The sequence below is a fragment of the Streptomyces regalis genome (assembly GCF_001509475.1).
Lineage (GTDB): Bacteria > Actinomycetota > Actinomycetes > Streptomycetales > Streptomycetaceae > Streptomyces > Streptomyces regalis.
The window spans coordinates 1-25,913 of the sequence record NZ_LLZG01000051.1; the positions used below are offsets into that span (position 1 = coordinate 1).

A 25,913-nucleotide genomic window follows, 5' to 3' on the forward strand; every position below is an offset into this window, starting at 1 on the left:
ACTTCACGGGCCGTACCGCCGTGCTCGGCGACCTGCGCAGCGCCCTCACTCCCACACGTCCGCCCACCGTCGCGGTCGCCGTGATCAGCGGCATGGCCGGCGTCGGCAAGAGCGCGCTCGCGCTGCAGGCCGCCCACGGGCTGGCGAACCGTTTCCCCGACGGTCAGCTCTACGTCAACCTGCACGGCGCCACCCCCGGCATGCCCCCGCTCACCCCCGGCCAGGCGCTCACCGCACTGCTCCGCGACCTCGGCGCCGACCCCCGCTCCATTCCCGAACACCCGGACGCGGCCACCGCCTTGCTGCGCTCGATGCTCGCGCCGACCCGCACGCTCATGGTCCTGGACGACGCCGCGAACGCCGCGCAGGTACGCCCGCTGCTCCCGGCCGGCCCCGGCTGCGCCGTGATCGTCACCAGCCGCTCCCCGCTGACGGCCCTGGACGGCGTCTGCCGCTTCCCGCTCACGCCCCTGACCGCGGAGGACAGCGCGGCCCTGCTCAGGGCGGCATCGGGACGCGACGCGCGAGACGGACAGAGCGGACCGCACGTGCTGGACGCACGGGACCGGCAGGGCGGCCAGCACCGGCACGACGGAGCGGACCGGCAAGGCGCACAGCACCGGAACGACGGAGTGGACCGGCACACAGGACCAGCCCCCCGTGCCGAAGGCGACGGCCTCGACGCCACCCACCCCCTCATCGAGCTCACCGGCCGCCTCCCCCTCGCCCTCCGCGTCGTCGCCGCCCGCCTGGCCGCCCGCCGCGCCCTCACACTCGACGTGCTCGCCGATCAACTGGCCGCCGCCGAGAGCCGGTTGCACCACCTGGAGTACGACGACCTGAGCGTCCGCCGCTCCCTCGCCGTCGCCCACGACGCCCTCGCCGCCTCCGACCACGAGGCCGACCGGGACGCGGCCCTCGCCCTGCGCCGCATCGGCGCCGTCGACCTGCCCGCGTACGGCGCGCCCCTGCTGGCCCGCCTGACCGGCACCGATGAGCGCCGGGCCGAGGCCGCCCTCGACCGCCTCGTCGACGTGGCCCTCCTGGAGGAGATCGCGTACGGCCGCTACGCCCCGCACGACCTGGTGCGCGACTTCGCCCGTGAGCTCGCGGGAGCGGAAGCGGAAACGGACGGCGAGACGGACACCGCCGAGACGGACACCGCCGAGACCGCCCTGCGCTGGTACGCCGCCGTCGCCGAGCGCACCCTCACCGCCATCGTCGAACCCGGCCTCGACCAGGACGACCGCTGCAGGCCGACGTCCGCACAACCGCCGGAGCACACGGCCCACGTGCTCACCGCCGCTCCCTTCGACAGCCCCGAAGAGGCCTTCGCCTGGGGCGACCTGGAGCTGGAGAACATCGTCGTGCTGGCCGAGCGGTACGCGAACGCCGCCGGTGACGGCACCGCCGCCCACATCTCCACCCTCATCCGCCTCTTCTTCCCCTGCGTCCAACGCGCCGGCCGAGTCGCCGAGATGGAGGTGCTCGGCCGGGCCGCCCTGCGCGTGGCGCGACGGCTCGGAGACGAGGCCGCCGAGGCGTACGCCCTGGTCGACCTCGCCGGCGTGCACTTCCTGACCGGCCGCCAGAGCGAGGCCCTCACCCTCAACGACCGGTCCCTGGCGATCTGGCGGCGGCTCGATGTGGCCTCCCGGATCCGGCGCTGCCTCAACAACCGGGGCCTGCTGCTCCAAACTCTCGGCCGGCACTCCGAGTCCGGGCAGGCGCTGCACCAGAGCCTGGAGTACTCACGGCAGTTGGACGACCCCTACGGCCAGGCCCTGACGTACCAGCACCTCGGCAACCTCTACGAGCACAGCGACCCCCGGGCCGCCATCGAGCAGCACCGGCGCTCCCTCGCGATCGGCGAGGAGATCGGCAACGTCATCGTGCAGCACTGCGCGCACTGCAACATCGGCTACGCCCACCTCGCCCTCGGCGAACCAGCCGCCGCCGTCCCCCACTTCGACGAGAGCCTGCGCATCCTCGGCGGCCACAGCGACTGGCACGGCGAGTCGCAGACCCGTCTCGGTCTGCTCCGCGCCCTGCGCCTCCTCGGCCGCGCCGAACGGGCCGACCGCGAGTGCGCCGAGCTGCTGCACCGCGCCGAGGCCCGCGCCGACCGCTACACGGCCGGCCTCGCCCGCCACCAGCACGGCCTCCTGCTGCGCGAACGCGGGCGTATCCAGGAGGCGTACGCCGCATGGCGCACGGCCCTGGAGGACCTGGACGGCACGGACGAGAAGACGGTCCTGGCCGAACTCGGGGAGCTGCTCGCCGACGAGGGTCCCGCCGACACCGAGCCCGCCGACACCGAACAGCACTGATCACTTGGCGTCCGCATAACACTCCACCACCGCCGTGGTGAACGGAAACCGCACCGGCGTCTCCCCGAACGTCAGCCGACCCGCCAGCTCCGCCGCCTCCCGGATCGCCGTCACGACCGCCTCGGCCTCCTCCTCGGGACAGTGCACGATCACCTCGTCGTGCTGGAAGAAGACCAGTTCCGCCGCCATGCCCGCACAGGCCTGCCGCAGCGCGGCGAGCAGCAGCAGGGCCCAGTCGGCTGCACTGCCCTGGACGACGAAGTTGCGGGCGAAGCGGCCCCGGGCGCGGGCGTTGGAGGAGGCGTAGCCCGGCACCCACTCCTGGGGACCGGAGTCCCCGGCCGGCTCCTCCTCCGTGTCCAGGATCGGGATTCCCGCCTCCTCGGTCGCATCGTCCGCCGCCCCGACCGCCGGCGGGCACGTCCGCCCCAGCCACGTCCGCACGAGCCGCCCTTCCTCGCCGGCCCGCGCCGCCTCGTCGACGTACGCGACCGCCCTGGGGAAGCGGCGTCTGAGCGCGGCGAGGTTCTTGAGCCCGTCGCCGGAGGTCTGGCCGTAGACGGCACCCAGCACGGCGAGCTTGGCCTGCGCACGGTCGCCGGAGAAGGCGCGGTCGGAGACGGACTGGTAGAGGTCGGTCTCCCGCCCGGCCACCTCCATCAGCCCGGGATCACGGGAGATCGCCGCCAGCACCCGCGGTTCCATCTGGTCGGCGTCGGCCACCACGAGCCGCCAGCCGGGGTCGGCGACCACGGCCCGCCGGATCACCTTAGGGATCTGCAGCCCGCCCCCGCCGTTGGTCACCCACCGCCCGGTGACCGTCCCGCCCGCGAGGAACTCCGGCCGGAACCGTCCGTCCCGCACCCAGTCCTGCAGCCAGGACCAGCCGTGGGCCACCCGGATGCGGTACAGCTTCTTGTACTCGACCAGCGGTTTCACGGCCGGGTGGTCGAGGGACTCGATCTCCCAGCGCCGGGTCGATCTGATCTTGATCCCGGCCTGCGCGAAGGCCTTGATCACATCGGCCGGCAGATCGGGCCGCACCCGGCGCCCGAACGCGGCCGACACCTCGTCCGCCAGCTCGGCCAGCCGCCGCGGCTCCCCACCGCCCGCGTACCGCTCGCCCAGCAGTTCGTGCAGCACCCGGCGGTGCACCTCGGCGCTCCACGGCAGCCCGGCCCGGTTCATCTCGGCGGCCACGAGCATCCCCGCCGACTCGGCCGCCGTCAGCAGCCGCATCCGCTCCGGGTGCGCGGTGGCGTCGTGCCGGCGCTGCTGGTCGGCGTACACCTCGACGAGGTCGGCCAGCGGCACATGGACCGCCTGCGGCTCGAAGAGCGAGGACTGCGAGCCCGGTTCGGCCGCCCGCTGGGGCGGATCGGGCGGCACGGGCCCGCCCCGCAGCCGGGCGAGGGCCGCGGCGGCCGACCTCGGTTCGCCGTACCGCCCCTCGTGGCCGAGCAGGAGGGTCTCGGCGTCCTCGATGTCGTAGCACCGCTCCACTCGCACCCCCGTGGCGAGCAGCCGCGGATAGACCTCGTTGGTGGACCGCCACACCCACCGCGCCACCTCCGGCCGCCCCCGCACGGCCCCGGCGAGGTCCGCCTCCCGGCGCACCGGCCCCGCGGGCAGCCCGTCCGGGCCGAGGGGGGCGATCTCCACGCCACCGTCCTCGGCCGGTGCGAGCGCCCACCGGTCGGTCATGCTGCGAGTGTGGCACCCGGGTCTGACAACGCCCTCAGCTCTGCGCCTCACCCTCCTCGCCGGACTCCTTGACCGTCTGCACACCACTGTTCAGGAACTGGGAGAGCATCTCGACGAGGTACTCCTCCACCGCCTGCTTGGTGAGCCCGAGTCCGTACAGGACACCGGAGCCGTTCTCGAACTCCAGCAGGGCGAGCAGGATGTGCTCGGTGCCGATGTAGTTGTGGCCGAGGCGCAGGGCCTCGCGGAAGGTGAGCTCCAGCACCTTCTTGGCGTCGGAGCCGTAGGGGACGAGGTCGGGGACCTTGTCGGCAGCGGGCGGCAGGGCGGCGGTGGCGGCCTGGCGCACGGAGTCCAGCAGGACACCTTGCGCCGTGATCGCCTTCGCGGCCAGTCCGTCCGGCTCGGCCAGCAGGCCGAGGGCCAGGTGCTCGGGGCGGCCCTCGGCGTTGCGGGCCGCGATGGCCTCGTTGTGAGCGGCCATCACCGTGTTGCGGGCACGCGGCGTGTAGCGGCCGAAGCCCTGCTGGGGGTCGAGGTCGGTCGACTCCTTCGGCACGAACCGCTTCTGCGCGGCCTGCCGGGTGACGCCCATGCTCTTGCCGATGTCGGTCCAGGAGGCGCCCGACCGCCGGGCCTGGTCCACGAAGTGTCCGATCAGGTGGTCGGCCACTTCACCGAGGTGATCGGCGGCGATCACCGCGTCCTGGAGCTGGTCGAGGGGCTCTTCGTGGACCTTCTTGATGGCCGCGATGAGCTCGTCGAGACGTACGGATGACGTGATGCTCGGGTTCGTCGACATGTGTCAACCGTAGGTTGACGCCCTGCCCGGTGTCAACCCGTGGTTGACATCTGCACTCAGGGTGGCTCGGCGAAGCAGCGACTGTCAGAACAGTCCCTGCAGGAGCCGAAGTTGGCCGTCGGGACGTACCCGCAGGCGGCGTACAGCGCCATGGCCTCGCGCAACGGCATCCCCGTCTCCATCACCATGCGGCTCCGTCCGGCGACCCGCGTGCTGTCCTCCAGTGCTCGAGGGATGCCGCGGGCGAGCCCCACCCCTCGGCCTCCACGAACATCCGCTTGATCTCGGCGTCGCCGTCCCCGCACCCCTCGTCGCCCGCCTCTTGGGCACGCCGGCCGCCGCAGGCCACGGGGTCGTCCATGAGGCCGGAAGCCGGCCACGCTCGTCCCACGTCACACCGGACTTCCCGGCCGCCGAGACGGGCCGATGTCCGCCCCGTGGCACCATCACCAGGTGAGCAGCAGTACGAACAGTTCGAGCGGTATCCCCGGCCCCGTCGACCGGGCCTTCCAGCACGCCCTCTACGCCGACACCGACACCGCCCTCGACACCGGCGCCTCCCTCCTCGCCGCCGACCCCGCGGCGGACGCCGAACTCGGCCGGCGTGGCGAGGAGTTCGTCGCGACGGCCTGGCGGCGCGGCTGGCAGCCCGCCGACGTCGTACGGTTGGTACGCCGCGACCTGGACGACGTACACGTACGACTGCTCTCGGCGCTGATCCGCTCCCAGACGCCGAACGACCGCCCCCGCGGCCCCCGCTGGCGGGCACAGCTCGACGACCTGCCCACCGAAGCCGCACCCCGAACCGACCGCTTCTCGCACGCGACTGCCGTCCTGGAGCTGTACCGCCTCCTGCTGCGGCTGCCCGCGCTGGAGCCCTTGGACGAGCAGGCCGAGGCGCCCACCGGGCGGCCCAGGCCCGAGTCCCGCATGCTCACCCGCATCCGCGCGCTGCTGGCGAAGGCGGAGGCGACCGGTTTCCCGCAGGAGGCGGAGGCGCTCAGCGCCAAGGCGCAGGAGCTGATGGCCCGGCACAGCATCGACGATGCGCTGCTGGACGCGCAGGCGCCGTCGCACGACGTGCCCGGTGCCTGCCGGATCGGTGTGGAACCGCCGTACGAGCAGGCGAAGGCCGTCCTGCTGGACGCGGTGGCGACCGTGAATCACTGCCGTGCCGTGTGGAACGAACCGTTCGGCTTCTCCACGGTCGTCGGTTTCGAGGCCGACCTGGAGGTGGTCGAACTCCTCTACACCTCACTCCTCGTGCAGGCCCAGACGGCGATGACGAAGGCGGAGGCCGCCCAGCGAGCGGGCGGCCGCAAGCGGACCAAGACCTTCCGTCAGTCGTTCCTGGCGGCCTACGCCCACAGCGTGGGAACCCGGCTGCGGGCCGCCGCCGAGACGCCGGTGAGCGACGACCTGCTCCCGGTCCTCGCCTCCCGCGAGGTGGCGGTCACCGACCGGCTGGACCGCATGTTCCCGCAGACGACCACGACCCGCCTGCGCGGCATCAGCGACGAGGCGGGCTGGGTGGAGGGCGCGGAGGCGGCCGACCGGGCGCAGGTGGCCCACCGCCGGCCGCTCGGCTGAACCGCGTCGGTCGCCGCAGTCGCCTCAGTCGCCGGACTGCTGGAACCCGCTCACCGAGGCGTCCGGGGTCTGCCCGTCGCTCTTCAGCGCGACATCGCCGTACGACCACTTGAAGCTGTGCGTCTCCGCGGACCCGGGCAGACGGATCTTCACCGTCTCCACGGCGAGGCTCGTGCTGCCGCCCTTCTTCCCCCGGACATAGGTGAGCGTGAAGGACGTGGAGGCCTCCTTCACGAGGGTCGTCTTCCCCGCCGCCGCGGCCTTGTCGGTCGCGACGTCGGTCACGGTGTTGCCCGCGTCGAGCTCGACGGCGGGCAGCCCGTCCAGGGTGCACTCGGCGCCGCTGCGGTTGGTGATCGTGACGGGCACGTTGCCGGTGTCCCCGGCGGCGGGCGCGGCGTTGCCGGGCCCGAACTGCACGGCCACCTTGTCGGCGCAGGCGGAACCGGCCGTGCTGTCCTTGCTGTCGGCCTCGCCCCCGCCGTCGTCGCAGGCGGTCAGGAGAAGGGCCGCGGCGAGGGCGGCGACGGTGAGGGGAGTGGCGCGCATGGGTCCTCTTGGAATTACGTCGGTGACGGGGCGGCAGCCACCGAGCCGATCGGGCGGACGGTCACTGATCAGACATCACGATCCCAGACCGGCCGTCGGCAGCCCCGTAGGCAGCTTCCCGCCCTGCGCCCTGGTGTAGGTCTCCGCGCCGAGGCCGTCCTGCCAGGTCACCTTCAGCTGCGTCTTGCCGACGGAGTCGACCATCCCGACCGCCCGGTCCTTCTTGCCGTCGGGGCACTTGAGGCGGATCATCCGCATGCCGTCCTGCTCACCGGCGGTCCCGCTGCACACGGTCCCGCCGGTGGTGAAGAGGGCGGCCTCCGTCCCGGTGACGGCCAGCACGACCGCCTTGCCGTCGGTCGTGGCCAGCCAGCTGCCCTCCAGGTCACCGGACGCCGACGCCGACCCTCCCGTACCGCCCGTACCGCCGCCCGTGTCGGCACTGGCGGTCGCGGAAGCGCTGGGACCGGCGTCGTCCTTGGAGTCCGAGTCGCCGTCGCCGCTGCACGCGGTCAGCGCGAGCGCCCCCGCCAGGGCTGCGGCCACGGCCGTGACCCGCATCCGTCGGCCCGACATCGTGCGCGTACGCGAGAAATTCGCCGAGGTCACTGGAAGCTCCCAAGCTGTAGCGGGCGGCCTGCGGCCGAGCCGGCCCACCGGGCCGAAACGACCGCAGCAAGCTACCAGGCAGTCGCAGCCGGATCTTCAGGACCTGACCGGACCTACCAGGACGCCTTGCGCACCCCCGGCAGATACCCGGCATGCGCCTGCCCCCGCAGCGATACCCGGGACAGCCCGAAGGCACGGAAGTAGCCGCGCGGCCGCCCGTCCACCTGGTCGCGGTTGCGTACGCGCGTGGCGCTCGCGTCCCTCGGCTGCCTGCGCAACTCGCGCTGCGCGGCGAGCCGTTCGGCGTCCGTGGACGACGGCCGACGGATGATCTCCTTCAGCTCGGCCCGCCGCTCGGCGTACCGCGCGACGACCTCCTGCCGCTGCTCGTTCTTCGCGATCTTGCTCTTCTTCGCCATCAGACCTTCACTCCCCGGGCGCGGATACGGGCGACGGCCGCCTCGACGCCGATGACGTCGACCGTCTTGATCCCCTTGGCGCTCAGCCGCAGCCGCACATACCGGCCCTCGCCGGGCAGCCAGTAGCGCTTGGTCTGGATGTTGGGGTCGAAGCGGCGGGAGGTCCGCCGGTGGGAGTGGGAAATGGTGTTGCCGAAACCGGGCTGGGCGCCGGTCAGCATGCAGTGTGCGGACACAGGTGACGAACCTCTCCTCGGGCGCAGCTGTTAATGGAATTCATTTTCAGTAAGATAGCAGCATGGCACGCAACGAACTCCGCCCGGTCATCAAGCTCCGGTCCACCGCCGGCACCGGCTTCACCTATGTGACCCGCAAGAACCGCCGCAACGACCCGGACCGCATGACCCTGCGCAAGTACGACCCGGTCGTCGGTCGCCACGTCGACTTCCGAGAGGAGCGCTGACCACCGCCATGCGCAAGGGAATCCACCCCTCCTACGGCCCGGTCGTCTTCCGCGACCGCGCCGCGAACCACGCCTTCCTCACCCGCTCCACCCTCGCCGGTGTGCCCACCGGCAAGACCATCGAGTGGGAGGACGGCCACACCTACCCGGTCGTCGACGTCGAGATCTCGAATGTCAGCCACCCCTTCTACACCGGCACGGCCCGCGTCCTGGACACCGCCGGCCGCGTGGAGCGCTTCGAGCGCCGGTACGGAAAGCAGGGCTGACGACGTGGCTGTGATGTCCGGGCTCTCCGTCGTGATCGTCGGCGGGCTGCACGTCGACGCCCGCAAGGCGGCCGTGGCGCAGCTGCTCGCCGACGTCCCCGACAGCGTCGTACTCCACCACGACCTGGCGACGGCCACCGCCGGCACGGTCGTGCGGACGATCCGCGACGCCACCGGAATCGTGACCGCCGGCGAGGCGCCCCTCGTCAACGACTGTGCCTGCTGCGCCCTGCGCGAGGACCTGGTGCCGGAGCTGCTCCGCATCCGGGACGCCGGCGGTACCCGTATGGCGGTCGTCGAGCTGTGGGACTCGGTCGAGCCGAAGGCCATGGCCGAGGTGGTCACGGCGGGCGGGCTCACGGTCACCGGCGTGATCACCGCGGTCGACCCGGCGCTGGTCCTGCCCTACCTGGGCAACGGCGACGACCTGGCCGAGCGCGGCCTCGCCGCCGCGGAGACCGACCAGCGCACGGTCGCCGACACCTTCGCGCGTCAGCTGGAGTACGCCCCCGTCCTCGCCGTCACCGACTCCCCGGAGGCCGACGACGAGGACCGCGAGCTGCTCGCCCAGCTGCATCCGACGGCCCGCCAGGTCCCGATCGGCCAGGGTGACCCGGCGGGCGCGTCCACTTTCGGCGCCCCCGCGCCGGACGCGACCGGCGACGACCTGACGGTGCCGCCGCCACGCCGCCGCCCCCTCTCCCGCCTGTCGCAGGCGGCCCTCGCCGGCTTCGACGTCGAGTCGGCCGCCGCCGCCCAGCACCCGGCGTGCGCCCTGCTCCCCGCCGAGGCCGACGCGCACGGCGTCTCCACCCTGGTCTGGCACCGCCGCCGCCCCTTCCACCCCGAGCGGCTGTACCAGGCGCTGGAGGACCTGACCTGCGCGGCGGCCCGCAGCCGGGGCCGTTTCTGGCTCGCCGACAAGCCCGACGTCCTGCTCCACTGGGACGCGGCGGGCGGCGCCCTGTGCGTGGAGAGCGCGGGCCCCTGGCTCGCCTCGCTCCCCGACGCGGCCTGGGACATGGTCCCGCCGGTCCGCCGGGCGGCCGCCGCGCTGGACTGGCACCCCGAGCACGGCGACTGCTGCCAGCACCTGGTCTTCACGTCCCCCGCGCTCGACCGCGACGGCCTGGAGCAACTCCTCGAATCCTGCCTCCTGACCGACGCCGAGTACGCCGGCGGCCGCGACGCCTGGAAACAACTCCCGCCCGCCTTCGACACCCTCCTGGAGGTCTGACCCCCCATGGCCCGCAAGCTCGACCGCAAGCCCGTCAAGAACCGCCCCAACCCGCTGGACCAGGCCAAGATCACCTACATCGACTACAAGGACACCGACCTTCTGCGGAAGTTCATCTCCGACCGCGGCAAGATCCGCAGCCGCCGGGTCACCCGCATCACGGCCCAGCAGCAGAAGCAGCTGGCCAGGGCCATCAAGAACGCGCGCGAGATGGCGCTGCTGCCGTACGCGAGCCGCTGAGGACCGGCCGCGTCTGCAGGCACCGCCAACAGAAAGGCCCCCGGCGTCGACAGGGATCCGCCGGGGGCCTTGCCGCGTCCTCAATCGCCGGCCCGCAATCGCGTACGGTGGGCACGGCCCCGGCCCACCCCCCCACCCGCAGGCGCCACTCGAACCCCACCGATCCCGCGCGGGTCGGCGCAGGTACTCCCGGCCCAACTCCACGGTCACGACTGCTATTTGAAGAGTGGAACAAGATGGGCGCGGAACGCGTCTGTTCCTAGTACACGAGGGATTCGACCGGGCGACCCCGCTCGGCCGATGCCCAGGGCGATCACGGGCAGGCGGCCGACGGAGCATGTGATGCGATCTCCGGGGCATGCGCTGGAACGCATGTAGGGCCGCGTACGTCACAGGAGTAACCGCAGCAACACCCCGCGTGCACGTGCATCTGCTCATGCAGCTGCACGTGAACAGAGCTATGATCCCGGAGCAGTTGACCTATGCACCACCACTGCACATCACTGCACCACCTCTCGCATCAATGGCCTCGAGCCACCGCACCACCGGGGAGCGACCTGTGGACCACGACGTGTACAACGGCATGGCAGCCACGGATCTGAACGGGGTGGCGTGGCAGAAGAGCAGGCACAGCAACTCGCAGGGCTCCTGCGTGGAGTTCGCGCGGCTGCCCGGCGGAGACGTGGCGGTGCGCAACTCGCGCTTCCCGGACGGCCCGGCCCTCGTCTACACCCGCGCCGAGATCGAGGCGATGCTCCTGGGTGTCAAGGACGGCGAGTTCGACCACTTGGTCGGCGGCTGACGCCCAGCCGATCGCCGCACCACCTGGGGTACAACTCGGAGCATTCGGCGCCAAATGGGGCGGTAACGCGCGTAGAACCGCGACACCATCGTGCGCCGCGGTTCATCAGTCCGCCGACCCTGCCGGTGCGCTCTGCCCCGCCTGCAGCCGGAACAGCGCCCAGACCACCTTCCCGCTCAGCGTCCCCGCCAGCGGATGCCAGCCCCAGCTGTCACTGAAGGAGTCGACAAGGAACAACCCGCGCCCGGACTCCGCCGAGAAGTCGTCGGAATCGCGCGCGACCGGACTGTCGTGGCTGGGGTCGCGCACCGCGCACACCAGCCGCTCGGTCCACCGCATCAGATGCAGCCGCACGGGCGGCGTCTGCTCGGCCATGCGCTGCGCACTCGCCGGCAGTGCGTGCCGCAGCGCGTTGGTCACCAGCTCGGAGACCACGAGGCAGACGTCGTCGAAGCGATAGCCCAGTTCCCACTGGTCAAGGGTGCGGCGCGTGAACTGCCGTGCCTCGCGCACCGCTTCGTAGCGGGCGGGCAGAGCACAGGAGGCGGCGTTGGAGACGGCTGCGGGATCCAGTGGCGGAAGGCCCTGCCGTAACGGCTCGAGCATGGTCGATCCATTCGTCCCCATGCGAGGCACTCCCGGGAGTTCGCGGTCGTTGCGATGCAGCGGTTGCGCGGGACCATGGTTTCCGATGCGCAGAGCAGATGCAAGGGCAGATGCACGTGCACGTGACCGAATTGGACGTTCCCGTACCGCTTGTTGGCCATTTTTTCCGCCAACTTCACGCCCTTTCCTTGCCTTCCACCCACTCCTTCCTGAGAGGAATCCTTGTCTTCTTTCCGTCTCTGTAATCGGACGAGTACTGCTCGAAGTGATTTAGTGGCAGACTGCGGGCCCAGAAGACGGTTGGGGAGGCTGGCGAACGTGAGCGCGGGAGAGCCCGGATCGGTGGTGCGGCGCATGCTGCTCGGCTCGCAACTGAGGCGACTGCGGGAAGCGCGCGGGATCACGCGCGAGGCGGCGGGTTACTCGATCCGCGCCTCCGAGTCGAAGATCAGCCGGATGGAGCTGGGCCGGGTGAGCTTCAAGACGCGAGACGTCGAAGACCTGCTGACGCTGTACGGCATCACGGACGAGGCGGAGCGCAACTCGCTCCTGTCCCTGGCCCGCGAGGCCAACGTCGCGGGCTGGTGGCACAGTTACTCGGACGTCCTGCCCAGCTGGTTCCCCACCTACGTCGGCCTTGAGGGCGCGGCCAGCCTCATCCGCGCGTACGAAGTGCAGTTCGTGCACGGCCTGTTGCAGACCGAGGCGTACGCCCGCGCGGTCGTGCGGCGCGGCATGCAGGGCGCGAGTCAGGCGGACGTCGAGAAGCGGGTCGCGCTGCGCCTGGAGCGGCAGAAGTATCTCGTCTCCGAGAACGCTCCCGAGTTCCACATCGTCCTGGACGAGGCCGCCCTGCGCCGCCCCTACGGCGACCGCGAGGTCATGCGCGGCCAGCTCCAGCACCTGATCGAGGTCTCCGAGCACCCGAACGTGCGCCTCCAGATCATGCCGTTCAGCTTCGGCGGCCACTCCGGCGAGTCCGGCGCCTTCACCATCCTCAGCTTCCCCGAGTCCGACCTCTCGGACGTCGTCTACCTGGAACAGCTGACCAGCGCGCTCTACCTCGACAAGCACGAGGACGTCGCCCAGTACGAGAAGGCGCTGAAGGAGCTTCAGCAGGACAGCCCGGGGCCGGACGAGAGCCGGGATCTTCTGCGGGGACTCCTTCAACTCTCTTGAGACACAAGTACGATGACGTGTGATCAGACCGTGAAGACGATCAAGGCGATCAGGCTTCCGCGATCAGACGATCGGGTGTCTGCTAGGGATTGAGGGATCACATGTCGTCCTACTTCACCGACCTGGCTCAGCAGTACATCGACGGTGAGTGGCGCCCAGGTACAGGCTCCTGGGACATCATCGACTTCAACCCGTACGACGGCGAGAAGCTGGCGTCGATCACCATAGCCACGGTCGACGAGGTGGATCAGGCCTACCAGTCGGCCGCCCGCGCCCAGAAGCAGTGGGCCGCGACCAACCCGTACGCCCGTCGCGCCGTCTTCGAGAAGGCGCTGCGCCTGATAGAGGACCGCGAGCAGGAGATCGCCGAGGTGATCATCGCCGAGCTCGGCGGCACCCGGCTGAAGGCGGCCTTCGAACTCCACCTCGCCAAGGAGTTCCTGCGCGAGGCGGTCCACCTGGCGCTGCGCCCCGAGGGCAAGATCGTCCCGTCCCCGACGGACGGCAAGGAGAACCGCGTCTACCGCGTGCCGGTGGGCGTGGTGGGCGTCATCAGCCCCTTCAACTTCCCCTTCCTGCTCTCCATCAAGTCGGTCGCCCCGGCCCTCGCGCTGGGCAACGGCGTGGTTCTCAAGCCGCACCAGAACACCCCGATCTGCGGTGGCTCCCTGGTCGCGAAGATCTTCGAGGACGCGGGCCTGCCCGCCGGTCTCCTCAACGTCGTCATCACGGACATCGCGGAGATCGGCGACGCCTTCATCGAGCACCCGGTCCCGAAGGTCATCTCCTTCACCGGCTCCGACAAGGTCGGCCGCCACGTCGCCACCGTCTGCGCCTCGCTCTTCAAGCGCTCGGTCCTCGAACTCGGCGGCAACAGCGCGCTGGTGGTCCTCGACGACGCCGACATCGACTACGCCGTCGACGCGGCGGTCTTCAGCCGGTACGTCCACCAGGGCCAGGTCTGCATGGCCGCGAACCGGGTCCTCGTGGACCGCTCGGTCGCGGACGAGTTCACCGAGAAGTTCGTCGCCAAGGTGAAGACCCTCAAGGCCGGCGACCCGCGCGACCCGGAGACCGTCATCGGCCCGGTCATCAACTCCTCCCAGGCGGAGGCGATCTCGGCCACGGTCGCGCAGGCGATCGCCGAGGGCGCGACGGCCCTGGTGCACGGCACGACGACGGACAACCTGGTCGAGCCCTCGGTCCTGACCGACGTCCCCGCCGACTCGGCCCTCCTCCGGCAGGAGGTCTTCGGCCCGGTTGCCTTCCTCATCCCGTTCGACGGCGAGGAGGAGGCCGTACGCCTGGTCAATGACACCCCGTACGGCCTGAGCGGCGCCGTCCACACCGGGAACATCGAGCGGGGTGTCGCCTTCGCCAAGCGGATCGACACCGGCATGTTCCACGTGAACGACGGCACGGTCCACGACGAGCCCATCGTCCCCTTCGGCGGCGAGAAGCACTCCGGGCTCGGCCGCCTGAACGGCGAGACGATGCTGGACTCGTTCACGACGATCAAGTGGATCTCCGTGCAGCACGGCCGGAGCGGGTTCCCGTTCTGAGCGGTTCATTTCCGCTCCGGCAGGCATACATCCAGCTGCACGCTAGGTGCATGTCTGCTACGTATCCCATTGCTGAGGCGCGGGGCAAACTCGGCGAACTCGCTCGCCGAGCCGCCCAGCATGAACGCATCACGCTGACGGATCGCGGTGTCCCGGCAGCCGTTCTCATCTCCCCGGCCGAGCTGGAGGACCTCGAGGACGCCCTCGCCCTCGCCCGCCTGGAGCGTGATCGCGCACTCGGTTGCACCGAGCAGCCCATACCGCACGACGAGGCGCGCCGAGCATTGCTCCAGGCGGCCGGGAGGGGCGAGTGACCTGGCAGGTCCTTTGGGAACCGGCCGCTCTCGATGCGGCTACTGGGCACCTCAAGAACGACCCTCTAGGGGTCGACGACCTTCTGTGGGCCACTGACCGGCCGGCCGAGGATCCTCGGCCGGAGGGTTCCCGGGCCTGGGGTGTCGACCATCGTCGCCTGCACCATGGTCTCTGGCGCATCCTGTACCGCCTTGATCTGGAGGCGCGCACGCTCCACATCGAGCACGTCGGCCGCAGGGAGACGTGACGGGCCGCGCATCCCGGAAGGCCGCGGCGGGCTGGGGCTGACCTCCGCCCCCGCCTGCCGCGGCCCTAACCTGGACCGCATGTCAGCGATCCGTCTCCTCGTGCTCGGTGCGGTCCGGCAGCACGGGCGGGCCCACGGGTACCAGGTGCGCAACGACCTGGAGTACTGGGGCGCGCACGAGTGGTCCAACGCCAAGCCCGGCTCGATCTACCACGCCCTGAAGCAGATGGCGAAGCAGGGCCTGCTGCACGCCCACGAGATCGCGCCGTCCACGGCCGGCGGGCCGCCGCGCACGGAGTACGAGATCACCGAGAAGGGCACCGAGGAATACCTCGGGCTGGTGCGCCAGTACCTCACGGCCTACGACCAGAGACCGGACGTCCTCACTGCCGCGCTCGGCTTCATGGTCGACCTGGCCCGCGAGGAGGTCCTCGCCCTTCTCGAAGAACGGGTGCGCAGTATCGAGGGGTGGCGCAAGTCCGTCACCGAGTACTACACGCCCGAGGACGGCCCCGGCCAGCTCGGCCATATCGGCGAGATCATGAACTTCTGGGTCCACTCCGCCGACACCGGCGCCGAGTGGACCCGCGGCCTCATCGAACGCATCCGAGGCGGCGCCTACACCTTCGCGGGGGAGGGTGATCCGTTCGTCGGGATCCTCGCCGAGGACCAGGCGAACCCGTACGCGACGGGGGAGCGGCATCCGGAGGATCGCCACTAATCAAGTTTGACTAAGCGTGGATCCGGGCACTAGCTTCGAGCTGGTAGTCAAGTTTGACTAGCGAGGGAGTATCAGTGGCCGACACGGCGATCACCGTCGAAAAGGCACGTAAGAAGTACGGCGGCACAGCCGGCAAGAACGCACTGGACGGGCTCGACCTCACCGTCGCGCGCGGCACCGTGCACGCAGTGCTCGGGCCGAACGGCGCGGGCAAGACGACCCTGGTCCGCATCCTGTCCACCCTCCTGCTGCCGGACAGCGGCCGCGTCGAGGTGGCCGGGCACGACGTGGTGCGGCAGGCGTACGAGGTGCGCCTGCGCATCGGCCTGCTCGGCCAGCACGCCGCTCTGGACGAGGAGTTGGGCGGCCACCAGAACCTGGACATGTTCGGCCGCCTCTACCACCTCGGCGCCCGCCACGCGCGCGTGCGCGCCGACGAGCTCCTGGAGCGCTTCGGGCTCGCCGACACCGGCCGCAAGCCGGTGAAGCAGTACAGCGGAGGCATGCGCCGGCGACTGGACCTGGCGGCCTCGCTCATCACCGACCCGGAGGTGCTCTTCCTGGACGAACCCACCACCGGCCTCGACCCCCGCGGCCGCGCCGAGGTCTGGTCCGCGGTCCGCTCCCTGGTCGGCGGCGGCACGACGGTCCTGCTCACCACCCAGTACCTGGAGGAGGCCGACCAGCTCGCCGACCGCATTTCCGTCGTCGACGCGGGCCGCGTCATCGCCGACGGCACGGCCGACGAGCTGAAGGCGCTGACCGGCGGCGACCGCATCGACGTCGTCCTGCGCGACGCAGGCCACCTGGGCGCGGCCGTGGCCCTGCTGCCCATACCGAAGGACGAGGTCTCCGTCGACCCCGACCGCCGCCTGCTCAGCGCCCCGGTCACCGACCGGATGGCGGCGCTCTCCGGCGTCGTACGGGCTCTGGAGGAGGCCGGTATCGAGGCGGAGGACGTGGCACTGCGCCGCCCGACCCTGGACGAGGTGTTCCTGCACCTCACAGGGGAGCACCAGCGAGTGAAGGAGGCCGCGTGACCGCGTACGCACTGACCGACTCCTGGACCATGACCCGCCGCGAACTCGCCCACTGGGCGCGGCAACCCGTCCAGGTCGTGTTCAACCTGGTCTTCCCCGTGATGCTGCTGCTGATGTTCGGCTACCTCATCGGCGGCGGCCGGGGCGTCCAGGGCTCCTACGTCGACTACCTCCTCCCCGGCATGCTCGCGCTCACCATGGCCTTCGGGCTCGAGGGCACGATGATCGCCGTCACCCAGGACCTCAACAAGGGCGTGGTCGACCGCTTCCGGTCCATGCCGATGGCCAACGGGGCGGTGCTGGTGGGCCGTTCGGCGGCCGACATGCTCCAGTCGGCACTGACCCTGTGCGTCCTCATGGGCGTCGGGTACGGGCTCGGCTGGCGCGCGGACGGCGGCCTCGGGGCCTTCCTGGGCGCCGTGGGACTGCTCCTGCTGTTCCGTTTCGCCATGCTGTGGATCGGCATCCACCTGGCGCTGGTGGCCGGCAAGCCGGAGCTGGTGCAGTCGGTGCAGATCCTGGTCTGGCCGATCGGCTTCCTGTCCAACGCCCTCGCTTCCCCCGAGTCCATGCCCGGCTGGCTGGGCACGGTCGTCGAATGGAACCCGATGTCACAGACGGCGACGGCCGTGCGGGACCTGTTCGGCGGCACGGGCGCACAGACCGTCGGGGCGGCGATCGTATGGCCGCTGGTGCTGCTCGCCGTGTTCTTTCCGTTGGCGGTACGGCGGTTCTCGCGCCTGAGCCGCTAGCAGCGCGCTGGGGCCTGTCCGGCGGATCAGGCCGGCTGCAAGAAACAGTGCAGACCGGCCGAGCCGAGCGGTGTCTGGTGCGTGCAGCTGCAAGGCGGAGGAGGGAGTCGTGCCGGGCACCGCGACGCCGGCCTGATCCGCCGGACAGGCCCTAGTGGTGGAAGCCGGTGGCCGCACCCTTGTCCTGCGTCAGGGGATGCGGCTGCCGGCGCAGCTCCGGCAGCAACAGGCCCAGGTCCTCCACGAACAGCTCGGCGAGGTCGGAGGAGAAGCCGTTGCGGCAGACGACCCGCAGGACAGACAGGTCCTCGCGGTTCGCCGGGAAGGTGTACGCCGGGACCAGCCAGCCCTTCTCGCGCAGCCGCCGGGAGACGTCGAAGACGTCGTAGGCCGTCACGTCCGGCTGGGTCGTGAAGGCGAACACCGGGAGCTCGTCGCCCCGGGTGAGCAGCCGGAAGTCGCCGAGGGCCGCCACGCGTTCGGCGATGCCCAGGGCGACGTCCCGGGTGGTCTGCTGCACGGCCCGGTAGCCCTCGCGGCCGAGGCGCAGGAAGGTGTAGTACTGCGCGACGACCTGGGCACCGGGCCGGGAGAAGTTGAGCGCGAAGGTCGGCATGTCGCCGCCCAGGTAGTTGACGCGGAAGACGAGTTCCTCGGGCAGGGACGCCCGGTCGCGCCACAGTGCCCAGCCGACGCCCGGGTAGACGAGCCCGTACTTGTGCCCCGAGGTGTTGATGGAGACCAGCCTCGGCAGCCGGAAGTCCCAGACCAGGTCCTCGTCCAGGAAGGGCGCGACCATCGCGCCGGACGCGCCGTCGACATGCACCGGGATGTCGAGGCCGGTGCGCTCCTGGAGGTCGTCGAGGGCGGTGCACAGCTCGGCGATCGGCTCGTAGGAGCCGTCGAAGGTGGAGCCGAGGACGCCGACGACGCCGATGGTGTTCTCGTCGCACAGCGCGGCCGCCGCCTGCGGATCGAGGTGGAAGCGGTCACCCTCCATGGGAACCTGCCGGGCCTCCACCTCCCAGAAGTTGCAGAACTTGTCCCAGCAGACCTGGACGTTGACGCCCATGACCAGATTGGGGCGGACGTCGTGTCCGGGGTAGCGGTCGGCGTTGCGCTGCGCCCAGCGCCGCTTGAGCGCCATCCCGGCGAGCATGCACGCCTCGCTCGACCCGGTCGTCGAACACCCCACGGCCGCCGACGGGTCGGGGGCGTTCCACAGGTCGGCGAGCATCGCCACACAGCGCCGCTCCAACTCGGCGGTGCGCGGGTACTCGTCCTTGTCGATCATGTTCTTGTCCCGGCACTCGCTCATCAGGACCCCGGCCTGCGGTTCCATCCAGGTGGTGACGAAGGTGGCGAGATTGAGCCGGGAGTTGCCGTCCAGCATCAGCTCGTCGTGGACGAGCTGGTACGCCGTCGAGGGTGACAGGGGAGCATCCGGCAGCCGGTGCTTGGGCGGGGCCTGAGTCATGCCGCCGACCGGATTCGCCTCCCCGTAGAAGGGGTTGACGGCCAGCGGGCGCTCGTCGGGCTTCTTGGGACCTTTGTGCAGCGGCATGGGCTTTCTCCTGAGTCTCCTGAAGGGGGACGGTGGGGGGGCAGCGGACGGGGGTTCCGTGGTCGCGCAGCTGCATCTGGGGCGTCCGGTCACCGGCAGCCAGGCCGACAGCGAGGCCATGCACAGCAGGGCGCAGGCGACACCGACGGCGGGATGGACGTCGGGCACGAGGGCGTGGGCGCACAGCCCGAGGGCGGCGCCGACGAACACGGCCGGGAAGATCCGCCCCCTGCGGAAGCCGCAGGACGCGGCGACGAGCAGCGCCGCCTCCGCCCACGGCGGTGATCAAGTCCTCGGGGCCGAGGCTGGGCCCGTCGGCAAGCATCAGTGCGGTCGCCGGCACCAGCCCCGGCAGCACGGCGGGTGGCAGCACGGGCGCGTCAAGGCCGGTCGTGGCCGGGTCCGGCCCGGCATGCCCCGGCACCTTCCACACGTCCTGGAGCTCCTCGGCCGCCACGCTCACCCCGAGCAGGAGCAGACTCGCGCCCACGCCCGCTACGAGAGCGGGGAGGATCAACGGCAGCAGTGCGCGGGCCGGGGTCGCCGGGGCGGCGGCGGGTAACTGCTGCACGGTGTGCTGGGCCACGGGCTCACGATAAGCGGGCAAAACGGGCACGACACCCGGAGGGAAACGGGCTTGCACCTCACGTGGCGTGAGGACGCACCGTGGAGTGCGTACCGAGAAGGGAGCGGAAGTGAGCTATTCCGTAGGACAGGTCGCGGGCTTCGCCGGCGTCACGGTGCGCACCCTGCACCACTACGACGACATCGGCCTGCTCGTGCCCGGCGAGCGCAGCCACGCGGGCCACCGGCGCTACAGCGACGCCGACCTCGACCGGCTGCAGCAGGTCCTGTTCTACCGCGAGCTCGGCTTCCCGCTCGAGGAGGTCGCCGCCCTGCTCGACGACCCGGACGCGGACCCGCGCGCACACCTGCGCCGCCAGCACGAGCTGCTGACCGCCCGGATCGAGAAGCTGCAGAAGATGGCGGCGGCCGTGGAGCACGCCATGGAGGCACGCAAGATGGGGATCAATCTGACGCCGGAGGAGAAGTTCGAGGTGTTCGGGGACAAGGACCCCGAACAGTACGCCGAGGAGGCGGAGCAGCGCTGGGGCGGCACGGAGGCGTACGCCGAGTCACAGCGCCGCGCGGCGACCTACACCAAGGCGGACTGGAAGCGGCTGATGGCCGAGGCCGACGACTGGAGCGAGCGTTACGTCGCCCTCATGGCCGCCGGTGAGACGCCGACCGGAGAGGCGGCGATGGACATGGCCGAGGAGCACCGGGCGCACATCGGCACCTGGTACTACGAGTGCCCGTACGAAATGCACCAGTGCCTCGGCGAGATGTACGTGTCCGACGAGCGCTTCAAGGCGTTCTACGACGCCATGCGGCCGGGCCTCGCCGAGCACCTCCGGGACGCGATTCTGGCGAACGCGACCCGGCACTGCGCCTGACGTCCTGGCCCGGGGTCCCTGCGGACCTACTCCCGGGCCAGGACCACCGCGGTCCCGTAGGCGCACACCTCGGTGCCCACGTCCGCCGCCTCCGACACATCGAACCGGAACATCAGCACGCCATTCGCCCCACGCGCGCGTGCCTGCTCGACGAGCCGCTGCATGGCCTGGTTACGGGTCTCCACGAGGGTCTTGGTGAGCCCTTTGAGCTCGCCGCCGACCAGCGACTTCAGCCCGGCGCCGATCTGACTGCCGAGGTGCCGCGAGCGCACCGTCAGTCCGAAGACCTCGCCGAGAACCTCGGTGACCCGGTAGCCGGGAATGTCATTGGTCGTCACCACCAGGACGTCGGGTTGGGGTCCCTGCCCGCCGCCGTACTCTTCGATGCCCATGCATCACAGCTTTGTCCCAGCAGGGGCACAGTGCATCCTGAGGGGGTCCATGGAACCTGGGCGGCCAGTGCAGCGTTGATAATTTGACCAGCCAGCCCCAGCCCGCCCGCCCCCACCCAGCAGGAGCCACAATCCCGTGACCACGCTTGCGCTCGGCCCCGAGTGGCTCGACCCGAACTATCTGATCGAGACCTTCAGCCTGCCCGGCATCCTGCTGATCGTCTTCGCGGAGTCCGGCCTCTTCGCGTTCCTGCCAGGTGACTCCCTGCTGTTCACGGCGGGCCTCTTCGTGGCTCAGGGGCAGTACATCAGCCAGCCGCTGTGGCTCGTCTGCACGCTCATCGTCCTGGCCGCCGTCATCGGCGACCAAGTCGGCTACATGATCGGCAAGTTCCTCGGCCCGAAACTCTTCAACCGCCCCAACTCCAAGCTCTTCAAACAGGAGAACCTGGAGAAGGCGCACGAGTTCATGGAGAAGTACGGCCCCAAGGCGATCGTCCTCGCCCGCTTCGTGCCCATCGTGCGCACCTTCGCCCCCATCGTGGCGGGCGCCGGCCGCATGCAGTACCGCACGTTCCTCACGTACAACGTCATCGGCGGCATCGCCTGGGGCACCGGCGTCACCCTCGCGGGCTACTGGCTTGGCCAGATCGATTTCATCAACAAGAACGTCGAGGCGATCCTCGTCCTGATCGTCTTCGTCTCCGTGGTCCCGATCATCATCGAGTACCTGCGAGAGCGCGCCAAGAAGAAGCGCGCGGCCGCACAGGCTCCCGCCGCACGGGTCCAGCAGGCCCCGCCGATGGACGACGCGACGACCCAGCTCCGCCGCATCCCGTCGGACGACGAGCCCCAGCAGCCGTACGGCAACCAGGGCCACCAGCAGTACGGCTACGACCAGCAGCCCCTGCAGCAGCCGTACGACCAGCAGCCCCAGCAGCAGCCGTACGACCAGCAGCCCCAGCAGCAGCCGTACGCCCAGCAGTACCCCCAGGGCTACGGCCAGCAGAACCAGCAGTACCCGCCGAACCAGGGTTACTGAAACGCCCCCAAGGGGCGCCACAACCTGTAGCCGCCGTAGGACACAAGGTCCCGAGCCAGTAAGCAGCCGGCGTCAAAACCCCCGCGTCCGCTTTGCAGCCCGCCGCTTCTCCGGCGACCCGATCCGCAAGAACAACCGCGAGATCTCAGACCCGAGGTTCACCCCAATAGCGATGGCCATGGCCAAAGAAGCCGCCGTGGCCAACGAAACAAGCCCCGCATCCACCTTGTTCTGAGCGATCGACAACAGCCCGAAATACGTGGCCGACCCTGGCAACAGGGGCCCAATCGCGGCGGTGGTGTACGGCAACGCCGACGCGAACCGATACCGCGCCATCAGCTGCCCGAACAACCCCACCAACCCCGCCGCCACAGCCGTAGAGGCAACCGGCGACAGCTCACCGGCGTAGTGCAGCGCGCCGTACACGACCCAGGCGACACCGCCGTTGAGGGTCACGGAGAGCACGGTGGACCGTTCCTGCTGGAGCAGCACCGCGAAGGTCAGCGACAGCAGCATCGACGCACCGATCTGCCAGTACGGCCGCTCGGAGATGTTCAGCGCCGCGTCGGGGTCGAGCTCGGCGCCCAGGTTCACGCCGAAGTACAGGATCACCAGCACGCCGACGACGATGCCGACGAAGAAGTACATGACCTCCAGCAGGCGCGCGGACGCGGTGATGTAGAAGCCGGTCAGCCCGTCCTGCACGCCCGCCACCAACGCCCGCCCGGGCAGCAGCGCGAACAGTCCACCGGTGATGACCGCGGAGGCCTTCACGTCGACGTGTGCCAGCGTCAGCGCGACCCCGATCGCGGCCGGCGGCATCGCGGCCACCGTGAACTGGTAGAACTCCGGCAGCCCGCGCCCCGCGCACAGCCACGCCAGCCGGTCGCCGAGCATCGCGCCCAGCGCGGCCGCGACGAACACGAGCGCGCCACCGCCGACCAGCACCGAGGCCGCCCCGGCGAGAAGCCCGCTCGCGCCGGTCAGCACCCAGGTCGGATACGGGTGCCGGTTGCGGCGGATCTCCGCGAGCCGCCCGTAGGCCTCCTCCAGGGAGATGTGGCTCTCTGGGTCGCTGAGGTCGTCGACAAGCTGGTAGACGGCGGCCAGGCGCGTGTAGTCGGTGCCGCGCCGCCGTACCGTGCGGGACGCCGACACCGGATCGTCCACCAGCGACGGCTGGTACGAGATCGACAGCAGGGTGAAGGTGACGTTCGGCTCGCAGCGGTCCAGGCCGTAGGACCGGCAGACCGCGAACATCGCCGCCTCGACGTCCTCCGCGCCCTCACCGCCGGCCAGCAGCAGCTCGCCGATACGCAGGGTCAGGTCGAGCACGCGCGGGACGGCCGGACCCTCTTCCTCCGCCTTCGGCATCCGCTCCGGCGCCGGCCGCTCGGCCACCGGCATGCGCAGCATCGTCCGCATCCGGTCCTGCCAGGGCAGGTCCTTGGTCAGGCTGATCTTCGGTATGCCGGTCGCGGGCGTGAACGCGGGTGAGGCGTCCTCGACGCTGTAGCCGATCGGCGTGCTGAACGCCGAACCCTCGGGTTCCGGGGACGGCGGCTGCGGTACGCCCAGCCCCTCGGGGAGGGCGAACTCGGACGTGGTCTCCGACTCGCTGTCCCCCACCTCGACGCCGGCAGGCGGCGTGAACGCCATCCTTGCCTCGTCCGACTGCGGCTTGCGGTCCTCCGCGTCCGTCACGTGCGTAGCGCTCCCTGTACGACACCTCCTGCCGCACTCAGTATGCGCACACACACGCGAACGGGCTGCACGCGCACGCGTGCAGCCCGTTCACACGGCTGGAAGCAACCGGTGCCTCAGTGACCGCCCTGGTCCTTGAAGCGCTTGTAGGACCGCTCGATCTCGGCCTCGGCCTCGGTGCGGCCCACCCAGTCGGCGCCCTCGACGGACTTGCCGGGCTCCAGGTCCTTGTAGACCTCGAAGAAGTGCTGGATCTCCAGGCGGTCGAACTCGGAGACGTGGTGAATGTCACGCAGGTGCTCCACCCGCGGGTCCGTCGCCGGCACGCACAGCAGCTTGTCGTCGCCGCCGGCCTCGTCCGTCATCCGGAACATGCCGATCGCGCGGCACTTGATGAGGCAGCCCGGGAACGTCGGCTCGTCCAGGATGACCAGCGCGTCCAGCGGGTCGCCGTCCTCGCCGAGGGTGTTCTCGACGAAGCCGTAGTCGGTCGGGTAGGCGGTCGAGGTGAAGAGTCGACGGTCCAGGCGGATCCGACCGGTCTCGTGGTCCACCTCGTACTTGTTCCGCGAACCCTTCGGAATCTCGATCGTGACGTCGAACTCCACCGGTGGCTCCTCCATGATCAGCACATAGTTCTGGTGGTTAAGTGTCCCTCACGCAGGTGTGTGATCGCGAAAGGGGCTGGTGGTCGTGCCAGAGCTGAGGCCTTGGCGAGCCGCGAAACCGCATGTGACGCGGGTCGCGAGCGCCGTACGACCCCGTCTGGCACGGGCCGCGGAGGCCGTACGCCCACGTCTCGCACGCGCCACGACAGCCGCGAAACCGCGGGTCGCACGGCTCGCGCGAGCCGTCTCCCCGCTGGCCGCGCGCACACGCAAGCCGAAGACCTGGCAGTACACCGCGGGCGCCGCCACCGCCGGACTGGCGCTGGCCGCCGGAGTGGTGAGCACCGCCGGCCCCTGGGACTCCACCGGTCAGCGTACGGCCGAGCGGGACTGGGCGGCCGCCCAGGAGCGCACGGGTGGCACAGATCACGGCCGTAATGCTGATACGTCCGATACGGCCGCCGAGGCGCCCCGGCCCGCCCCCAGCGCCACCTCCGTCCTCCCCGGCCTGGGCGGCGGAGTCGGCACCGTGCAGGCTGCCCCGAACGCCAAGGCCCTCGCCGGCCTCCTGGGCCCACTCCTGGACGTCCCGGAGCTCGGTGCCCACAGGACGGCGGCGATTGTCGACGTGGCCACCGGCAAGCGCCTCTACGGCGAGGACGCCGCCGAGCCCCTCACGCCCGCCTCGACAACGAAGATCGCCACCGCCGCGGCCGCCCTTGCCGCGCTGGGCCCCGACCACCGCCTCACCACCCGCACGGCCCTGGAGCCCGACACCGGGGAACTCGTCCTGGTCGGCGGCGGCGACCCCACGCTGACGGCCCGCAAGGACGCCGACGGGTGGGCGAGCCTGCGTGAGCTGGCCGACCGGACAGCCACGGCGCTGAAGAAGCGGGACGTACGCGAGGTCACCCTCTCGTACGACAAGACGCTCTACGCCGGTCCCGAACTGCACCCCATCGGAAAGAACGGCAACCTCGCCCCGGTCAGCGCCCTCATGGTCGACGAGGCCCGCACGGACGACTCCACCAGCGGGCCGGTGAGGCGGATGGAGGACCCGGCGAAGGACGCGGCGACGCAGTTCGCGGCCCTCCTCGCGGACCGGGGCATCAGGACGACCGCGCCCGGCCCGTCGAAGGCAACGAACCGAGCCGATTCGCTCGCCGAGGTCACCTCACCGCCGCTGTCCTCTCTGGTCGAGCGCATGCTCACCAACAGCGACAACGACCTGGCCGAACACCTCGCCCGCCAGACCGCCGTGGCGAGCGGCGAGCGCGCCGACTTCGACGGCGCGGGCGAGGCGATCGGGGCTCAGCTGAAGAAGCTCGGGCTGCCGGTGACGGGCGCCGACTTCAAGGACGGCAGCGGCCTCAACCGCGACGACAAACTCACGGCGGACCTGCTCACGGCCCTCCTGGCCAAGACGGCCGACCCGGCCCATCCCGAACTCCGCCCGGTTCTGACAGGCCTTCCCGTGGCCGGCTTCACCGGCACCCTGACCAGCCGTTACACCGATGGCGCGGCCGGCATCGTCCGAGCGAAGACCGGCACCCTGAACGGCGTGAACTCCCTGGCCGGCACGGTCGTGGACCAGGACGGCCGCCTGCTCGCCTTCGCGTTCCTGTCGACGGGCCAGGACACGTTGGCGGCCCGGGCGGCGCTGGACCGGACGGCGACGGCGTTGGCGTCGTGCGGCTGCGGCTAGCCAACGGC

At 70.8% G+C, this 25,913-nt stretch carries 29 protein-coding genes and 1 pseudogene; 16 read left to right on the forward strand and 14 right to left on the reverse strand.

What is annotated here, in order from left to right:
• A partial coding sequence (locus ADL12_RS09720; protein ID WP_062700601.1) for a tetratricopeptide repeat protein occupies window positions 1-2,330 on the forward strand: 2,330 nt, incomplete at its 5' end.
• Here ADL12_RS09720 and ADL12_RS09725 read toward each other — a convergent pair.
• Genes ADL12_RS09725 through ADL12_RS58075 form a run of 4 tightly spaced genes read right to left on the reverse strand, consistent with a single transcriptional unit; the run spans window position 2,331 to window position 5,197 of the window.
• On the reverse strand, window positions 2,331-4,034 hold the full coding sequence (locus ADL12_RS09725) for a bifunctional 3'-5' exonuclease/DNA polymerase (protein ID WP_062700603.1): 1,704 nt from the start codon (window positions 4,032-4,034) through the stop codon (window positions 2,331-2,333). It abuts the gene before it with no gap.
• A gap of 34 nt (window positions 4,035-4,068) precedes the next feature.
• A complete protein-coding gene (locus ADL12_RS09730; protein WP_062700605.1) occupies window positions 4,069-4,836 on the reverse strand; it encodes a Clp protease N-terminal domain-containing protein in 768 nt (255 codons plus the stop codon).
• A 56-nt stretch (window positions 4,837-4,892) separates the two neighbouring features.
• Entirely contained in the window at window positions 4,893-5,024 is a 132-nt protein-coding gene (locus tag ADL12_RS58070) for a hypothetical protein (RefSeq protein ID WP_341846353.1), read from the reverse strand.
• Entirely contained in the window at window positions 5,018-5,197 is a 180-nt protein-coding gene (locus ADL12_RS58075) for a hypothetical protein (RefSeq protein WP_062700607.1), read from the reverse strand. Before ADL12_RS58075 ends, ADL12_RS58070 begins: the two co-directional genes overlap by 7 nt.
• Before the next feature lie 65 nt (window positions 5,198-5,262).
• Between ADL12_RS58075 and ADL12_RS09740 the strand changes: the two genes are divergently transcribed.
• Window positions 5,263-6,426: a DUF2786 domain-containing protein gene (locus ADL12_RS09740; protein WP_062700609.1), complete on the forward strand. Its 1,164-nt coding sequence runs from the start codon at window positions 5,263-5,265 to the stop codon at window positions 6,424-6,426.
• 24 nt (window positions 6,427-6,450) lie between these two features.
• On the opposite strand, the gene ADL12_RS09745 is transcribed toward ADL12_RS09740, so the two are convergent.
• The 4 genes from ADL12_RS09745 to rpmB form a co-directional block, all read right to left on the reverse strand.
• Window positions 6,451-6,975, reverse strand: coding sequence for a DUF4232 domain-containing protein (locus tag ADL12_RS09745; protein WP_062700612.1), 525 nt, complete (start codon window positions 6,973-6,975; stop codon window positions 6,451-6,453).
• Window positions 6,976-7,050: 75 nt separating this feature from the next.
• Window positions 7,051-7,536, reverse strand: coding sequence for a hypothetical protein (locus ADL12_RS09750; RefSeq protein ID WP_062700614.1), 486 nt, complete (start codon window positions 7,534-7,536; stop codon window positions 7,051-7,053).
• Window positions 7,537-7,697: 161 nt separating this feature from the next.
• The gene (gene rpsN / locus ADL12_RS09755; RefSeq protein ID WP_062700616.1) at window positions 7,698-8,003 is read right to left on the reverse strand and encodes a 30S ribosomal protein S14; all 306 of its coding nucleotides are present in this window, start codon (window positions 8,001-8,003) and stop codon (window positions 7,698-7,700) included.
• Window positions 8,003-8,239 (reverse strand): 50S ribosomal protein L28, encoded by a 237-nt coding sequence (gene rpmB / locus ADL12_RS09760; RefSeq protein WP_062700619.1) that lies wholly within the window; start codon window positions 8,237-8,239, stop codon window positions 8,003-8,005. Before rpmB ends, rpsN begins: the two co-directional genes overlap by 1 nt.
• Window positions 8,240-8,301: 62 nt before the next feature.
• Here rpmB and rpmG point away from each other — a divergent pair, with 62 nt between their 5' ends.
• The 5 genes from rpmG (at window position 8,302) to ADL12_RS09785 (ending at window position 11,011) form a co-directional block, all read left to right on the forward strand.
• Entirely contained in the window at window positions 8,302-8,466 is a 165-nt protein-coding gene (gene rpmG / locus ADL12_RS09765) for a 50S ribosomal protein L33 (RefSeq protein ID WP_019753828.1), read from the forward strand.
• An 8-nt stretch (window positions 8,467-8,474) separates the two neighbouring features.
• Complete coding sequence (locus ADL12_RS09770) at window positions 8,475-8,732, forward strand: type B 50S ribosomal protein L31 (RefSeq protein ID WP_062700621.1); 258 nt, start codon at window positions 8,475-8,477, stop codon at window positions 8,730-8,732.
• 13 nt (window positions 8,733-8,745) lie between these two features.
• Window positions 8,746-9,969 carry a CobW family GTP-binding protein gene (locus ADL12_RS09775; protein ID WP_062700624.1) on the forward strand — a complete coding sequence of 408 codons (1,224 nt, stop codon included), beginning with the start codon at window positions 8,746-8,748 and terminating at the stop codon, window positions 9,967-9,969.
• A 6-nt stretch (window positions 9,970-9,975) separates the two neighbouring features.
• Entirely contained in the window at window positions 9,976-10,209 is a 234-nt protein-coding gene (gene rpsR, locus ADL12_RS09780) for a 30S ribosomal protein S18 (protein ID WP_062700626.1), read from the forward strand.
• Window positions 10,210-10,732: 523 nt separating this feature from the next.
• Window positions 10,733-11,011 carry a DUF397 domain-containing protein gene (locus ADL12_RS09785; protein ID WP_062700676.1) on the forward strand — a complete coding sequence of 93 codons (279 nt, stop codon included), beginning with the start codon at window positions 10,733-10,735 and terminating at the stop codon, window positions 11,009-11,011.
• A 105-nt stretch (window positions 11,012-11,116) separates the two neighbouring features.
• Here the strand turns inward: ADL12_RS09785 and ADL12_RS09790 are convergent, their stop codons facing one another.
• On the reverse strand, window positions 11,117-11,638 hold the full coding sequence (locus ADL12_RS09790; RefSeq protein ID WP_079051946.1) for an ATP-binding protein: 522 nt from the start codon (window positions 11,636-11,638) through the stop codon (window positions 11,117-11,119).
• Window positions 11,639-11,971: 333 nt separating this feature from the next.
• Between ADL12_RS09790 and ADL12_RS09795 the strand changes: the two genes are divergently transcribed.
• The 6 genes from ADL12_RS09795 to ADL12_RS09825 all read left to right on the forward strand — a co-directional run bounded on the left by ADL12_RS09795 (window position 11,972) and on the right by ADL12_RS09825 (window position 17,433).
• On the forward strand, window positions 11,972-12,796 hold the full coding sequence (locus tag ADL12_RS09795) for a helix-turn-helix domain-containing protein (protein ID WP_062700629.1): 825 nt from the start codon (window positions 11,972-11,974) through the stop codon (window positions 12,794-12,796).
• A gap of 101 nt (window positions 12,797-12,897) precedes the next feature.
• Entirely contained in the window at window positions 12,898-14,358 is a 1,461-nt protein-coding gene (locus ADL12_RS09800; protein WP_062700631.1) for an aldehyde dehydrogenase family protein, read from the forward strand.
• Window positions 14,359-14,408: 50 nt separating this feature from the next.
• The gene (locus ADL12_RS50035; RefSeq protein ID WP_079051947.1) at window positions 14,409-14,672 is read left to right on the forward strand and encodes a type II toxin-antitoxin system prevent-host-death family antitoxin; all 264 of its coding nucleotides are present in this window, start codon (window positions 14,409-14,411) and stop codon (window positions 14,670-14,672) included.
• Between the two features lie 327 nt (window positions 14,673-14,999).
• Window positions 15,000-15,641 carry a PadR family transcriptional regulator gene (locus tag ADL12_RS09815; RefSeq protein WP_062700637.1) on the forward strand — a complete coding sequence of 214 codons (642 nt, stop codon included), beginning with the start codon at window positions 15,000-15,002 and terminating at the stop codon, window positions 15,639-15,641.
• Window positions 15,642-15,715: 74 nt separating this feature from the next.
• Window positions 15,716-16,681: an ATP-binding cassette domain-containing protein gene (locus ADL12_RS09820; protein WP_062700639.1), complete on the forward strand. Its 966-nt coding sequence runs from the start codon at window positions 15,716-15,718 to the stop codon at window positions 16,679-16,681.
• Window positions 16,678-17,433, forward strand: a complete 756-nt coding sequence (locus ADL12_RS09825) for an ABC transporter permease (RefSeq protein ID WP_062700641.1) — start codon at window positions 16,678-16,680, stop codon at window positions 17,431-17,433. The genes ADL12_RS09820 and ADL12_RS09825 overlap by 4 nt, the downstream gene beginning before the upstream one ends.
• A gap of 151 nt (window positions 17,434-17,584) precedes the next feature.
• Here ADL12_RS09825 and gad read toward each other — a convergent pair whose 3' ends face one another.
• Complete coding sequence (gene gad, locus ADL12_RS09830; protein WP_062700643.1) at window positions 17,585-18,997, reverse strand: glutamate decarboxylase; 1,413 nt, start codon at window positions 18,995-18,997, stop codon at window positions 17,585-17,587.
• Window positions 18,998-19,040: 43 nt separating this feature from the next.
• Window positions 19,041-19,583, reverse strand: a pseudogene (locus ADL12_RS56290) (hypothetical protein); the annotation flags it as partial.
• A gap of 109 nt (window positions 19,584-19,692) precedes the next feature.
• Here ADL12_RS56290 and ADL12_RS09840 point away from each other — a divergent pair.
• On the forward strand, window positions 19,693-20,454 hold the full coding sequence (locus tag ADL12_RS09840) for a MerR family transcriptional regulator (protein WP_062700678.1): 762 nt from the start codon (window positions 19,693-19,695) through the stop codon (window positions 20,452-20,454).
• A 26-nt stretch (window positions 20,455-20,480) separates the two neighbouring features.
• Here the strand turns inward: ADL12_RS09840 and ADL12_RS09845 are convergent, their stop codons facing one another.
• Window positions 20,481-20,846 carry a YbjQ family protein gene (locus ADL12_RS09845; protein ID WP_062700647.1) on the reverse strand — a complete coding sequence of 122 codons (366 nt, stop codon included), beginning with the start codon at window positions 20,844-20,846 and terminating at the stop codon, window positions 20,481-20,483.
• 136 nt (window positions 20,847-20,982) lie between these two features.
• On the opposite strand from ADL12_RS09845, the gene ADL12_RS09850 reads away from it, so the two are divergent.
• Window positions 20,983-21,888, forward strand: a complete 906-nt coding sequence (locus ADL12_RS09850) for a DedA family protein (RefSeq protein ID WP_062700649.1) — start codon at window positions 20,983-20,985, stop codon at window positions 21,886-21,888.
• A gap of 72 nt (window positions 21,889-21,960) precedes the next feature.
• On the opposite strand, the gene ADL12_RS09855 is transcribed toward ADL12_RS09850, so the two are convergent.
• A complete protein-coding gene (locus ADL12_RS09855) occupies window positions 21,961-23,592 on the reverse strand; it encodes a threonine/serine exporter family protein (protein WP_062700651.1) in 1,632 nt (543 codons plus the stop codon).
• A 116-nt stretch (window positions 23,593-23,708) separates the two neighbouring features.
• Entirely contained in the window at window positions 23,709-24,200 is a 492-nt protein-coding gene (locus ADL12_RS09860) for an inorganic diphosphatase (protein WP_031487466.1), read from the reverse strand.
• Window positions 24,201-24,279: 79 nt separating this feature from the next.
• Between ADL12_RS09860 and dacB the strand changes: the two genes are divergently transcribed.
• Entirely contained in the window at window positions 24,280-25,905 is a 1,626-nt protein-coding gene (gene dacB / locus ADL12_RS09865) for a D-alanyl-D-alanine carboxypeptidase/D-alanyl-D-alanine endopeptidase (protein ID WP_244187853.1), read from the forward strand.
• The last annotated feature ends 8 nt before the right edge of the window (window positions 25,906-25,913 follow it).